Source organism: Bacillus sp. XF8 (genome assembly GCF_017498755.1).
Classification (GTDB): Bacteria; Bacillota; Bacilli; order Bacillales; family Bacillaceae_G; genus Bacillus_A; species Bacillus_A bingmayongensis.
Map to the genome: position 1 here is coordinate 180847 of NZ_JAGDQK010000018.1, position 13733 is coordinate 194579.

At 35.3% G+C, this 13733-nt stretch carries 15 protein-coding genes; 12 read left to right on the forward strand and 3 right to left on the reverse strand.

Annotated features, from left to right (window positions below; translation table 11 throughout):
- Nucleotides 1-77: 77 nt before the first annotated feature.
- The 8 genes from J4P91_RS12120 (at nt 78) to J4P91_RS12155 (ending at nt 4497) form a co-directional block, all read left to right on the forward strand.
- Nucleotides 78-650, forward strand: a complete 573-nt coding sequence (locus tag J4P91_RS12120; RefSeq protein ID WP_243763817.1) for a DUF4352 domain-containing protein — start codon at nt 78-80, stop codon at nt 648-650.
- A gap of 370 nt (nt 651-1020) precedes the next feature.
- The gene (locus J4P91_RS12125; protein ID WP_207994318.1) at nt 1021-1806 is read left to right on the forward strand and encodes an ABC transporter ATP-binding protein; all 786 of its coding nucleotides are present in this window, start codon (nt 1021-1023) and stop codon (nt 1804-1806) included.
- Nucleotides 1807-1859: 53 nt separating this feature from the next.
- On the forward strand, nt 1860-2732 hold the full coding sequence (locus tag J4P91_RS12130; RefSeq protein ID WP_207994319.1) for a WXG100 family type VII secretion target: 873 nt from the start codon (nt 1860-1862) through the stop codon (nt 2730-2732).
- A gap of 14 nt (nt 2733-2746) precedes the next feature.
- Nucleotides 2747-2956, forward strand: coding sequence for a hypothetical protein (locus J4P91_RS12135; RefSeq protein WP_017153269.1), 210 nt, complete (start codon nt 2747-2749; stop codon nt 2954-2956).
- Between the two features lies 1 nt (nt 2957).
- Entirely contained in the window at nt 2958-3242 is a 285-nt protein-coding gene (locus J4P91_RS12140) for a DUF4176 domain-containing protein (protein WP_017153268.1), read from the forward strand.
- Nucleotides 3243-3337: 95 nt separating this feature from the next.
- Nucleotides 3338-3619, forward strand: coding sequence for a hypothetical protein (locus J4P91_RS12145; protein ID WP_026049296.1), 282 nt, complete (start codon nt 3338-3340; stop codon nt 3617-3619).
- Between the two features lie 104 nt (nt 3620-3723).
- A complete protein-coding gene (locus tag J4P91_RS12150; protein ID WP_207994320.1) occupies nt 3724-3987 on the forward strand; it encodes a DUF4176 domain-containing protein in 264 nt (87 codons plus the stop codon).
- Between the two features lie 120 nt (nt 3988-4107).
- Nucleotides 4108-4497, forward strand: coding sequence for a hypothetical protein (locus J4P91_RS12155; protein ID WP_207994321.1), 390 nt, complete (start codon nt 4108-4110; stop codon nt 4495-4497).
- 182 nt (nt 4498-4679) lie between these two features.
- Here J4P91_RS12155 and J4P91_RS12160 read toward each other — a convergent pair whose 3' ends face one another.
- Nucleotides 4680-5207 (reverse strand): GNAT family N-acetyltransferase, encoded by a 528-nt coding sequence (locus J4P91_RS12160; RefSeq protein ID WP_207994322.1) that lies wholly within the window; start codon nt 5205-5207, stop codon nt 4680-4682.
- A 482-nt stretch (nt 5208-5689) separates the two neighbouring features.
- Between J4P91_RS12160 and J4P91_RS12165 the strand changes: the two genes are divergently transcribed.
- Nucleotides 5690-6607, forward strand: coding sequence for a proline dehydrogenase family protein (locus J4P91_RS12165; RefSeq protein WP_207994323.1), 918 nt, complete (start codon nt 5690-5692; stop codon nt 6605-6607).
- Between the two features lie 24 nt (nt 6608-6631).
- Here the strand turns inward: J4P91_RS12165 and J4P91_RS12170 are convergent, their stop codons facing one another.
- Both J4P91_RS12170 and J4P91_RS12175 read right to left on the reverse strand, forming a co-directional pair.
- Nucleotides 6632-7471 (reverse strand): D-alanyl-D-alanine carboxypeptidase family protein, encoded by an 840-nt coding sequence (locus tag J4P91_RS12170; protein ID WP_207994324.1) that lies wholly within the window; start codon nt 7469-7471, stop codon nt 6632-6634.
- 263 nt (nt 7472-7734) lie between these two features.
- Nucleotides 7735-7881 (reverse strand): YuzL family protein, encoded by a 147-nt coding sequence (locus J4P91_RS12175; protein WP_207994325.1) that lies wholly within the window; start codon nt 7879-7881, stop codon nt 7735-7737.
- A gap of 237 nt (nt 7882-8118) precedes the next feature.
- On the opposite strand from J4P91_RS12175, the gene J4P91_RS12180 reads away from it, so the two are divergent.
- The 3 genes from J4P91_RS12180 to J4P91_RS12190 all read left to right on the forward strand — a co-directional run bounded on the left by J4P91_RS12180 (nt 8119) and on the right by J4P91_RS12190 (nt 13627).
- Nucleotides 8119-10500, forward strand: coding sequence for a 3-hydroxyacyl-CoA dehydrogenase/enoyl-CoA hydratase family protein (locus J4P91_RS12180; protein WP_207994326.1), 2382 nt, complete (start codon nt 8119-8121; stop codon nt 10498-10500).
- A gap of 21 nt (nt 10501-10521) precedes the next feature.
- Entirely contained in the window at nt 10522-11697 is a 1176-nt protein-coding gene (locus tag J4P91_RS12185; protein ID WP_207994327.1) for an acetyl-CoA C-acetyltransferase, read from the forward strand.
- A gap of 145 nt (nt 11698-11842) precedes the next feature.
- Nucleotides 11843-13627 carry an acyl-CoA dehydrogenase family protein gene (locus J4P91_RS12190; RefSeq protein WP_207994328.1) on the forward strand — a complete coding sequence of 595 codons (1785 nt, stop codon included), beginning with the start codon at nt 11843-11845 and terminating at the stop codon, nt 13625-13627.
- The last annotated feature ends 106 nt before the right edge of the window (nt 13628-13733 follow it).

A 13733-nucleotide genomic window follows, 5' to 3' on the forward strand; every position in this document is an offset into this window, starting at 1 on the left:
TTATTTTCGACATGATATGACATTGTAAAATTTATATGTTTGATATTATTTATTTAAATTTATATATAAGGGGAGAAATGAAAGTGGATGCTGAAAAGAAGTCGAAGATTTGGGAGTATGTCGGATGGGGCGCAATTGTCGTAGTTGGCACTTTTACTACATTTATGTTGATGATGCTTATTTTTGGTGATCCGAAAACGAAATACAAAGCGGAAGAAGTGACAACAGATGGACAAGAGGTTCAAAATGCCGAAAAGGATTTGAAAAAAGAATACTCTGTTGGAGAAACAATTAAACTTGGTGATCATGGGCTTACTGTTACAGATGTAAAAAAATCAAATGGTGGGGAACTTGAAAAACCGAAACCAGGTCATGAATATATAGTTGTATCGGTAAATATCTATAACGGTGGAAAAGAGGATATTCCGTATAGTTCACTTGATTTCCAAATGAAAAATAGTAAGGGAAATATCACAAGCGTGATGTTTTCAACAGTTAACCAAAACAATGCTTTGAATTCTGGGCAATTAGCACCAAACGGCCAGGTAACAGGTTCAATGGTCTTTGAACAACCTGTAGGGGAAAAGTTACAATTACAATTCACACCAAATTTCTGGGACAAGAAGAAAAAAATAATTATAAACCTATAGGCAAGGCTAAATATTGTTAAAGATGGATTGCTATAGGTCTGCATTTTATATTTTATGTGGAAGAGGCACTTTTTTGAGTGTCTTTTATTTTATAAAAAATTCTCACACAAAGTGCAGGGTTCAAGTGTAAAATAGTGATTTGATAGGAATTCAGTAAGAGTCTTCTTTTTTATTCTAGTTACCATTATTTTGTAAAAAATAACATCATGACAACAAGGAATACTTGTAGATGGATCTAGACTTCTTCCACTTATTGTATGTTATATTTTTAAATATAATAAATACTAAAAAAATGTTGGGCGATATAGTTTATCTTTGATATATTTGAAGAATAATTGAAATATTAAGACCGACTGATAGAGGTGTTTGCGTGGAATTATTTGAGTATTATACAAAGAAAGGGAAGTTTAAGTGTTTAATTGGAACGGGAGTTTTTCTTTTTGGATTATTTTGTATATATAATACTTGGGGTTATGTTAATTGGGGAGAAGTAATCTTCATTATTATAGTTTCGTTTGTTGTTTTGGGAATTGGATTTTGGCAATTAAGAAAAGGGAATTTATTAAAAGAGAATATGGTTAAAAATGATGTAACGTTTTGGGATATTGACACTTATGTTTTATTAGAATTGCCCGAAAGCAATAAACATTTCGGTTTATATACTCCTGATGGGGGATATGTAGCAGGAACAAAGATGATTTCTTCAACATTACCTTTTTTAAAACATAAACAAGTTTTTGGATTAGAAGCAAGTGATGGAGAAATTCTTGCATATTTTGATGGTGAAGTTGAAAATTATGATTGGGCTATTTATGATTCAAATTATAATTGTGTAGGTATGTTTAAAGAAAATATGATACAGGGATTTGGAATGGTACGTGGTTCTTTGATGGATGAAAAAGAGATAAAACTTTCTGAGGTAGAAGTGGAATTTGATTTTTTCGAGACGTCTTTTCGTACAAGAGATGATCGTATATTAATAAATTGTAAAAGAGGATATATGCCTTTGGAATGGAATGAAAGATTTGGATTAAATGCACCTATTATTAAATTAGGTAACAATATTTCTAATGCTGAAAAGATATTTGGTTTAGGGGTTCTTTTCTATATTTTAGAAACAATTAAAGTAAGAAAAAGTAGGATTTTTAATGATTAGAATTAAATATTTATATTATGAAATTTATTGAATGTTTTATTAGGGGGATATACATGGGGAATATACAAGTTAAACCGGAAGAATTGAGAAGAATTGCAAAGAATTTTAAATATGCTAGTAATGTAGAATCAGATCGTCATTTGAAAATTCAAGGGGAATTATTTAATCTTCAAATGAGATGGATTGGTGCATCAAGTTTAAGTTTTTATAATGATTTACCTAGAATGAATAAAGCACATGAATCTTTTCTTAATGTTTTAAAACAAATAGAAGATGAATTAGTTCGTATAGCAGAGAAATTTGAAAAGGCTGACTCGGAATATTCATCTAAAAGTTCTAAAAATGATTCACTTTTGATGAATACAAAATCTGCAGTTGAAGCAGGTGCTGGAGTAGTTGTAAAAGGAATTGGTAATGTAATTAACGGTAAAAAGTATGAGAAATCTTTTGTAGAGGAAAAGGGATATGGTGGTTTATTTATTAAAGGTCTTACACTTGAAGCGGAACCATTTGTAAGTTCTCGTACTTATGATAGATTTGATGTAAAAGATAAAGAAAAGAGGGAACAAACTTATGGACCTATGGTTGGTTTTACAGTAGCTCAAGCTGGAATAGAACGAGAGAATATTGGAGGAAGTGGATTAGGAGCTGAGGGTAAAGTAGCACTTGCTACTGCAGAGTTAGGTGCTCATGTAGAAAATGGAAATTTACATATAGGAGCTGAAGCTACTCTAGTAAAATATGAGAGTGCTGTAAAAATCCCTCTTCCATTTACTGATAAAAAACTACAAATTGGAGGATCAGCATCTCTTGGGACAATGGGGGGATCTTTAGAAGCTGGAAAAAGCGGATTCAAATTCCATTTACCATTTGGTCCTGGTGTAGGTTTATGGGGATTTGGTGGAGAACTTGCTATTAAGGAATAAAGGAGATAATTAGTATGAATAAAAAAGTGAAAAATTTTAAATATCTTATGATTATATTAGCTTGTATTGCAATTTTCGGTACAATTTTACCTAATGCATTAGATCCGAATGAAACATTAGCAGGTAACATTTCAGTTGCAGTTTTTGGTATAATTGGTACTTGTTTATTATTTTCTATCACTTATTTTATTATAAAAAAAGCTATTTTAAGAAGGGGAAAATAAGATGGGACAAAATTTAGAGTTAGAATTACTTCCAATAGGTTCTGTTGTAATGTTTAAAGATTGGGAACATCCATTAATGGTTTATGGAAGAAAACAGATGGATTCTGAAACAAAAAAAACATGGGATTATGTATGTTGTTATTTTCCTCATGGTAATATTTCTTCGGAGTATAATTTCTTTTTGAATCATGAAGATATTTCTAGTGTTTTACATCTTGGTTTTATTAATGAAACAGAATTAGAGTTTCAAAAGTTATTTAAAAAAGAAAGTGAAGAAAAACAGTAATTATTTTTAAGGTATTAGTGTTTTTGAAATAGTTAAAGAGTGAAATTTTAGAAGATAGATCATCAAATTTCTAGTGAAAAGGTAGAATATATAATATGATTTTAGGAATTTCATATTTTGATATTTTTTGTATTATAATTATTGTCTCGTTTTTTTTCACTTTTTGGAGATTGAATGTGTGGTATAACAAGAAACATAATGTTCCTAAGGTTTTTCAATGGCTTCCTAGAAGATGGGGGAAAAGAAAAGTTTCAGAGCATTTATCTCAACTAAATAAAAAGTTAGAAGCTGAAGGAAAGGGAATTTTAGTTACAATTTATGCTATAGATTTATACATTGTAACTATTCCTTGTACAGTAAAAAAATATAGATTTTAATACATATATATTTAAAGAAAAGACTTTTTAATTAAAAAGTCTTTTCTTTATAAATTTTTATTATTTGTAACCGATATTTTAGTTATTATTAAATATATTTAATAATGGAAAAAACAGAGAAAGATACATTACTTCCCATCGGTTCAGTTGTGAAATTTAAAACATGGGAACAACCTTTGATGATATATGGTAGAAAACAAGAAGATTCAAAAACTAAGGAAACTTGGGATTATGTAGCTTGTTATTATCCTATTGGAAATATTTCAAGTGAATATAATATGTTTTTCAATCATGAACACATATCAGAAGTTATTTTTACTGGTTACATAAATGAAGAGGAAATTAAGTTACGTGAAGATTTAAAATAATAATTTGAACTTATAACTATAATATTAAAAATTTATATTCACTAGGATATATATTTTTTATTATAGTTATTTTTATAAGCTTTAATTATGAAAATTTTATTGTGAATAGAAGGGGTAATGATGTTGAAAATTTTTAAAAATACAATTTTATTTGTTTTATGTTTAGTAGTTCTTAGTGGTTGTTTTACAAGAGAAGGAACTATCGTTGGTGGTAAAGTTCATGGTGCTTCAGATGGTATGTCTGGGAAGTATAAAAGATTTACTGGCTCTGCGACTCAAGATATGAAAGTTAAAAAAGGTGAGAATTGGATATTTTCTTTTGATGATAAAACTAAACAAGGAACTATAATTGCTTATGTTGTGGATTCAAATGATAATACAATATTAGAGCTTAATAATGGAAAAGGCGAAAATAATATTAAAGTACCTAAAGATGATACATATAAGGTTAAGATTAAAACGGAAGAACATGGTGGGGAATTTCAAATATCATGGAAAAAAGAAAAATAGTTTTTTGATTGAAAAAAGCATCTAAAGATAGATGCTTTTTTATTTTGTAATTCTCTAACAAAAAAGCCTTAGGAAAAATAATCCCCAAGCTTTAAATTGATTATCGCTATTCCACTAAATTAGCCAACAACATGTAAATTTTCTTTTATCGCGACAAAATAACTATCTATAAAGGAATTGCTTTATGGTGTCGGAGCTATCTCTAAACGCCAATCATTGCATTGCATGATACTCCCTGGCGGATATTCAAAATCACATTCACTAATAAATAAGAAATCGAGTTTTTGGCAAATAGCGTTTGAAGCAGGATTACTGATGGAAGGAAAGGCATGCATGAATCTGTGCTTTTGTTCCAGTCTAGCATGAGCGATAGCTTGTTCAATGGCGTTTGTTGCGATTCCTCTACCTTGAAATGCTGGTAGGACACTCCATCCAATTTCATACACGGTCTCTTCTTGCCAGTAGTTGTCCCAATAGCCAACGCTACCAACAATTTCGAGTTGCGGGAGTAGGACGATGCTAAACATACGTCCGGTCCCAAGTCTACTAATCCTAAGGTACCGTTCGTGACGAGCGAGGAGTTGTTCTTCGGTTTCGGGACCTCCTAGGTATTCTAACATCTCAGGTGTATTCATAAGACGAAGTAAAGTAAGATTGGCATCGTTCCAAGGTTTAATCCGAACTTGTTGCGCATTTATTCTTTTTGTCATTTTTCACACTCCAATTATTATTTTTCGCCCCGACAAAATTGTATATGCTGTACAGGATAATACCTTAAAGTGAAACTAGGATCCTATGTTTTTACACTTTCTATGCTTATTTCAACAGAAATCTTCTCCCACCTTTTCCACTCGATTTTTATAGGAGGGAATTAAGTACACTCATGATGTTATATTTGTATTCATCTTCAGTCACATTAATATCTTTGTATAATTTATAGGGAGAAGTAAGAGGTATGACGAGTGTTGTCGAATTTTTATTTTAGGCTAGTTATTCACTTGTTTCTCTAGTTTCTTTTTAAATGTCGAAAAATTTTTATGAATATTTAAAAGCGACATTATAGGCTTTTAAACATTTTTATAGTATTTTATAAATTATCTAAATAATTATTTGTATCAAATAATTTTAAACAATGATATAATTTTGAAGAGGGGTAAAAAACAGATAAAGTACAGTCATAGGGGTGAATTACATGGAACAATTAATGCGCAATTCGTTTCTTTTCTTGTCAAAAAATAAAGCGCTAACAAAACTGGCTAAGAAGTACGGTTTACGCTTTGGTGCAGGGCGCTTTGTCGCAGGGGAGACAATTGATTTAGCTGCTGCAGCTATTAAACAATTAAATCAGCAAGGACTTTGTGTGACAATCGATTATTTAGGTGAGTTCGTCGACAATGAAGCAGAAGCAAATGAAATGGCAAGCCAATCGATTGAAGCAATCCGTGCAATTGGACGCGAAAAACTTGATTCACAGCTTTCTTTAAAAATGACTTCTATGGGATTAGACATCTCAGATGACATCGTAATGAATAATATGCGCCGCATTTTAGAGGCTGCAAAAGAAAATGGTGTGTTTGTTACCATTGATATGGAAGACTACACGCGTTGCGGGAAAACAATTGATATCTTTAAGCAATTAAAATCTGAATTCGATAATATCGGTACTGTTATTCAAGCTTACCTATATCGTACAGAAAAAGACATCGAGGATTTAAATGCATATAGTCCTAATTTACGTCTTGTAAAAGGGGCTTATAAAGAACCTGAAGAAGTGGCGTTCCCAGACAAGAAAGATGTAGATGACAATTATAAAAAGATTATTAAAATGCACTTATTAAATGGAAATTATACTGCAATTGCTTCACATGATGAAGCAATTATTGAATATACGAAGAAACTTGCTGAGGAACATAATATTTCACGTGATCAATTTGAATTCCAAATGCTATATGGTATTCGTACAGAACGTCAACTTGAGCTTGTAAAAGAAGGCTACAAAATGCGTGTTTATGTGCCATATGGAAATGACTGGTATGGTTATTTCATGCGCCGCCTAGCAGAACGTCCAGCAAACGTTGCGTTCGTTTTAAAAGGAATGATCAAAAAATAACCAAGGAGTCTAAATACTCCTTGGTTATTTTAATTGCTTGAATGCATAATGTGCCATCTTTTTCGTATCTGGATATAACTGAGTACGAGTAGAAGACAGTACAACGTTAATAACTCGTTTACCGTCTTTTTCATCGACTGTTACGACCGTGTATTTTCCTAAAGCAGATAAACCGCTTTTACTTCCAATTGCATATGGATCATCGTAAAGTTCTTCACGGCCATAGTTTGCGATTTTTGGAGACCGCTGTGAAGTATGTAATGTTGTGTGCATTGTATTCATATAATCAAGCACTATTGGGAATTTCAAAGCTTCTTTCGTAATGATTGCGATGTCATAAGGTGATACCTTATTGCCCATTGCATCAGCTCCGCTCGCGTTTTTAAAAGTGGCATGCTTTGTCCCAAGTTCTTTTGCTCTTGCATTCATCATTTTTACAAATTCTTCTTTTGATCCCGCAATATGCTCTGCAATGGATTCAGAGATTGGATCGGCACTGATAATCAGCATTAGTTTCAATGCTTCATCCCTTTTTAATTTTTCACCCGCGCGAAGTTTAATTTTCTTACTTTGACTCTCCGTTTTTATCGCATTTTCTGTAATTGTAATTTCTTCGTCTTTTTTCACATTCTCTAGTAAAAGAAGAGTTGTCATCATTTTTGCTACACTAGCTGGGTAAGAACGTTCTTGTTCCCGTTTTCCATATAGAATTTCGCCAGTGTCGGCATCAATTGTAATGCCGTATTTCCCTGTAATAGCAGGCTGATTCTCTCGCACGTCTTTTTGCCGCTGTGCATAGGAGAAGAAGATCATACTTGTAAAAAGTGTGGCAATCATTACAATCATGACTATTGTTCGTTTCATTATGTAGTCCCTCTTTTGTTTCGCATTATGTATATACAAAATAAATTGGGCAGAAAAGCAGCCCAATACTCATTATGCCACGTTCTCTGCCCAAAAATATAGCGGAAGTTCAAAAAGTCCGGTAAAGATAGCTGCCCGCTTTCTTCGTTACGTCGCCAGTCCGGTACTCATGTAGTTTCACCTACACTCCGTATCCTCCCGGCTTCCGCGCCTCGAACTGCTCGGCTCTCGTTATCCTTCTTTTTGAACAAGCGCATATAGCGTTATTTTTCACCCATGTTATGCTTTTTGTATTGTTGGTTGTTACCTTGACGACCTTTTTCGATGCCGCGATCCACCGGTCCTGCATTTCCTGTTACACTTGCAGCACTAACACCCGCATTTGAAGGGTCTTTCTTAAGTTTTCCCATATATATTCCTCCATTTTTGTCAAATTCTAAAAAGGAAAAAGCGTATTTTATCAAGAAAATACACAATTATAGAGTACCCAAACAAAAGAAAAAAATTTATTTCAGAAAATTTTATCAATAAATATATTGCGAAAATTTAAACAGTATCATATATTTATTAGTAGAGGCTCACTCATTGATTGCGACGTATGTCGAAAAATTGAATGAGCATTCATTCAAGAATAGGGGGAGAAATGGATGTTCCAAATTAAAAAGGCTGCTGTTCTCGGTTCTGGCGTAATGGGCTCAGGGATTGCTGCACATTTAGCCAATATCGGTATACCAACATTACTGCTTGATATTGTACCTCAGGCGCTTACAAAAGAAGAGGAAGCAAAGGGACTTACATTAGAACATAAAAGTGTGAGAAATCGTTTTAGTAACGGGGCACTACAAAAATTAGTAAAGCAAAAGCCAGCTCCTCTTACAGTGAAAGATAATCTAGCGCTGATTGAAGCAGGGAATTTAGAAGACGACATTGAGCGTCTTGCTGATGTAGATTGGATTATTGAGGTTGTTGTTGAAAACTTAGATATTAAAAAGAAACTATTTGAAAAAGTAGATGCTGTTCGTAAACCTGGCTCGATTGTGAGCTCAAATACATCAGGTATTTCCGTTGAAAAAATGGCAGAAGGTCGTTCAGATGACTTCAAAAAACACTTCTTAGGAACGCACTTTTTTAACCCACCACGTTATTTAAAACTTCTAGAGATTATACCGACAAAAGAAACAGATCCACAAGTGTTAAACTTTATGAAATTATTTGGCGAAGACGTTCTTGGAAAAGGCGTTGTTATCGCGAAAGATACACCAAACTTTATTGGAAACCGCATCGGTACGTACGGCTTACTTGTAACATTGCAAGAAATGATTAAGCGGGGCTATAGCGTTGGGGAAGTGGATTCTGTAACAGGGCCATTAATTGGTCGTCCAAAGAGTGCAACGTTCCGCACGTTAGATGTTGTTGGTTTAGATACATTCGTTCATGTTGCGAACAATGTATATGAAAATGTACAGGAAGAAGAACGCGATGTATTTAAAGTACCAGCTTTCATGCATGATATGCTTGATAAAAAATGGCTTGGAAGTAAAACTGGTCAAGGTTTCTTCTTAAAACAAGGAAAAGAAATTTTAGAGTTAAATCCTGAAACAATGGAGTATGGAGCTCGTAAAAAATTAAAAGCTGCTTCTGTAGAGTTAAGCAAACAAGAAAAAGGATTAGCGAACAAATTGAAAGCGCTTGTATATGCGAAGGATCGTGCAGGAGAGCTATTATGGAATATTATCACACCGACGCTTTTATACTCAGCGAAGCTTCATAAAGAAATTGCAGATGATATTGTCGCAATTGACCAAGCGATGAAATGGGGATTTGGCTGGGAGCAAGGTCCGTTTGAAATTTGGGATGCAATCGGTGTTGAAAAATCAGTTCAAAAGATGGAAGAGAACGGCCAAGTTGTTCCGGCATGGGTGAAAGACATGTTAGAGAAAGGTTTTGGTTCTTTCTATAAACATGATAATGGCGAAAGCTATTACTACGATAACGGTGAATATAAGCTGATCGAACGTAATAAAAAGGCGATTTCGCTTAAACAATTAAAAGAGAAAAATGGTGTATTAAAGAAAAACAGCGGAGCAAGCTTAATCGATTTAGGCGATGGCATCCTTTGCTTAGAATTCCATTCAAAGAGTAATGCAATCGGTATGGATATTACGCAAATGATTAATTACGCTGTTGACGAAGTGGAAAAGAATTATAAAGGACTTGTTATCGGGAACCAATCGAAGAACTTCTGCGTTGGGGCAAACCTTGCGATGATTTTAATGGAAGCACAAGATGATAACTACTTTGAAATTGAGTGGGTCGTGAAAAACTTCCAAGATGCAATGATGAAAATTAAGTACAGTTCTAAGCCAGTCGTTGCAGCGCCATATGGTATGACGCTTGGCGGCGGTACAGAAGTTTGCTTACCAGCAGCTAGCATTCAAGCTTCTAGCGAAACGTATATGGGATTAGTAGAAGTTGGTGTTGGTTTAATCCCCGGCGGTGGCGGTAACAAAGAGCTATACATTAAACACTTAAACAAAATGGCAAACGGTGTAGAATTTGACCTGCAAAAGGTTGCAAATAAAGTGTTTGAATCAGTCGCAATGGCAAAAGTATCTACATCAGCGCAAGAGGCTGTTTCTCGCAACTTCTTAGGCGATAAAGATGGTATTAGTGTGAATGGTGATCACTTATTATATGATGCAAAACAAAAAGCACTTGCTTTATATGAAGCGGGTTACAAAGCACCGATTCGTAAAAAGGTACCTGTTGTTGGTGAGACAGGATATGCAACGCTTTTACTTGGAGCTGAAGCAATGCATCTATCTGGTTACATTTCCGAATACGACTTACACATTGCGAAAAAGCTCGCATATGTCATTGCCGGCGGAAAAGTACCGTACGGAACAGAAGTTGATGAGCAGTATTTATTAGATGTGGAACGTGAAGCATTTATCAGTTTAGTAAGTGAGATGAAATCACAAGCAAGAATGCAGCACATGCTTGTAAAAGGAAAGCCATTACGTAACTAATAACGAGGGGAGATATCGTTCATGAGAGAAGCTGTCATTGTTGCGGGAGCAAGAACGCCAATTGGTAAAGCAAAGAGAGGTTCATTAAAAACAGTTCGTCCTGATGATTTAGGGGCGTTAGTAGTAAAAGAAACGTTAAAGCGTGCAAATAATTATGAAGGACCAATTGATGATTTAATTTTTGGTTGTGCGATGCCAGAAGCAGAACAAGGCTTAAATATGGCGCGTAATATCGGCGGATTAGCAGGACTTTCTTATGATGTTCCGGCTATTACAATTAACCGTTACTGTTCTTCAGGCTTACAAAGTATCGCTTACGGTGCAGAGCGCATTATGCTTGGTCACTCTGAAGCTGTATTATCTGGCGGAGCTGAATCGATGAGTTTAGTGCCAATGATGGGACACGTCGTTCGTCCAAATAGCCGCCTTGTAGAAGCGGCTCCAGAATATTATATGGGCATGGGTCATACAGCAGAGCAGGTTGCTGTGAAATATGGAATTTCCCGCGAAGAGCAAGATGCGTTTGCGGTAAGAAGCCATCAGCGTGCAGCAAAGGCATTAGCGGAAGGGAAATTTGCTGACGAAACAGTACCTGTTGATGTAACGCTACGTACTGTTGCAGCGAATAATAAAATTCAAGAAGAAACAATCGTCTTCTCACAAGATGAAGGAGTAAGAGCAGATACGACATTAGGTATCTTAGGAAAATTACGTCCAGCATTTAACGTTCGCGGTTCTGTAACTGCTGGTAACTCTTCACAAATGAGTGATGGTGCAGCGTCCGTACTTCTGATGGATCGTGAAAAAGCAGTGAGCGATGGCATGAAGCCACTTGCGAAATTCCGTTCATTTGCAGTAGCTGGTGTACCGCCAGAAGTAATGGGGATTGGGCCAATTGCAGCGATTCCAAAAGCTTTAAGATTAGCAGGATTAGAGCTATCTGATATCGGCTTATTTGAGTTAAATGAAGCATTCGCATCTCAATCGATTCAAGTTATTCGTGAGCTTGGCTTAGATGAAGAAAAGGTAAATGTAAACGGCGGTGCAATCGCACTTGGACATCCACTTGGCTGTACAGGAGCAAAATTAACATTATCTCTTATTCATGAGATGAAACGACGCAACGAACAATTCGGCATTGTAACAATGTGTATCGGCGGCGGAATGGGAGCTGCTGGGGTGTTTGAGCTACTATAAAAAGTGGAAACAACCGAACGTTCTAGCTATCGGGGCTAGATAAATAAAGAGTGGAAGCAATTAAAGGATGTAAAAAATAAAGGAAGAGCCAGCTTCTCTTGAAATGAGAGAAGCGGCTTATGAAAATATGAAGGAGGAAATTTTCATGGAAAAAACAGTGGGAAATGCAGTTAAAGGCGGTAGCTTTTTAGTTGATGAGATTACGATTGATCAAGTATTTACACCGGAAGATTATAGCGATGAGCATAAAATGATAGCGAAAACGACAGAGGACTTTATCATAAATGAAGTTCTACCAGAGCTTGAGTATTTAGAGCAACACGAGTTTGACCGCTCTGTTCGCTTATTAAAAGAAGCTGGTGAACTTGGTTTATTAGGAGCTGACGTACCAGAAGAGTACGGCGGAATTGGACTTGATAAAGTGAGTTCAGCATTAATTGCAGAGAAATTCGCTCGTGCTGGTGGATTTGCAATTACACACGGTGCTCACGTTGGTATCGGATCTTTACCAATCGTATTATTCGGTAACGAAGAGCAAAAGAAACAATATTTACCGCTACTAGCAACAGGTGAAAAATTAGCTGCATACGCATTAACTGAGCCGGGTTCTGGATCGGATGCATTAGGCGCGAAAACAACAGCACGCTTAAATGCAGAAGGAACACATTACGTGTTAAACGGAGAAAAACAATGGATTACAAACTCAGCGTTCGCTGATGTATTCATCGTATACGCAAAAGTAGATGGTGAGCACTTCTCAGCATTTATCGTAGAAAAAGAATATCCAGGCGTATCTACAAGCCCTGAAGAAAAGAAAATGGGTATTAAATGTTCTTCAACTCGTACGTTAATTTTAGAAGATGCATTAGTGCCGAAAGAAAATGTACTTGGTGAAATTGGTAAAGGTCATGTCATTGCTTTCAACATTTTAAATATCGGTCGTTATAAATTGGGTGTTGGTACAGTTGGGTCTGCGAAACGTGCCGTAGAAATTTCAGCGCAATATGCAAACCAACGTCAACAGTTTAAACAACCAATCTCTCGCTTTCCATTAATTCAGGAAAAACTTGCAAATATGGCAGCGAAAACATATGCAGCAGAAAGTTCTGTATATCGTACAGTAGGTTTATTTGAAAGCCGTATGAGCACATTAACTGAAGAAGAAGTAAAAGATGGTAAAGCTGTAGCAGCTTCTATCGCTGAATACGCAATTGAGTGCTCTTTAAATAAAGTATTTGGTTCTGAAGTATTAGACTACGTAGTAGACGAAGGTGTTCAAATCCATGGTGGTTACGGATTTATGGCAGAGTATGAGATTGAAAGAATGTACCGCGACTCTCGTATTAACCGTATTTTCGAAGGAACGAACGAAATTAACCGTTTAATCGTCCCAGGTACGTTCTTACGTAAAGCGATGAAAGGTGAATTACCACTTCTGCAAAAAGCACAAAAATTACAAGAAGAGTTAATGATGATGATGCCAGAAGAAGTAGGCGATGAGCCATTAGCACTTCAAAAATATTTAGTAAATAATGCGAAGAAAATCGGTTTAATGGTAGCTGGATTAGCTGTTCAAAAATACGGTAAAGCATTAGATAAAGAACAAGAAGTTCTTGTTAACATTGCAGATATCGTAAGCAACTTATATGCAATGGAATCTGCTGTTCTTCGTACAGAAAAAGCAATCAAAGCAACTGGTCTTGAAAAGAATAAACAAAAAGTATTATACACTGAAGTATTCTGCCAAGAAGCGTTCAATCAAATCGAATCAGATGCGAAAGAAACAATTATTGCAGTTGAAAATGGTGATATGCTACGCATGATGTTATCAGCGCTTCGCAAATTCACTCGTCATACGCCGCTTAACGTAATTCCAAAGAAACGTGAAATTGCTGCGAAAATTTTAGAAGATGAGCGCTATACAGTTTAATCATAAAAAAACCAGCAGTCTTATAATCATGAACTGCACCCCAATTGTTAGACACAATTAACAATTGGAGGTGTAGTTTTTTTATGGCAAAGTTTTCATTAGAAGT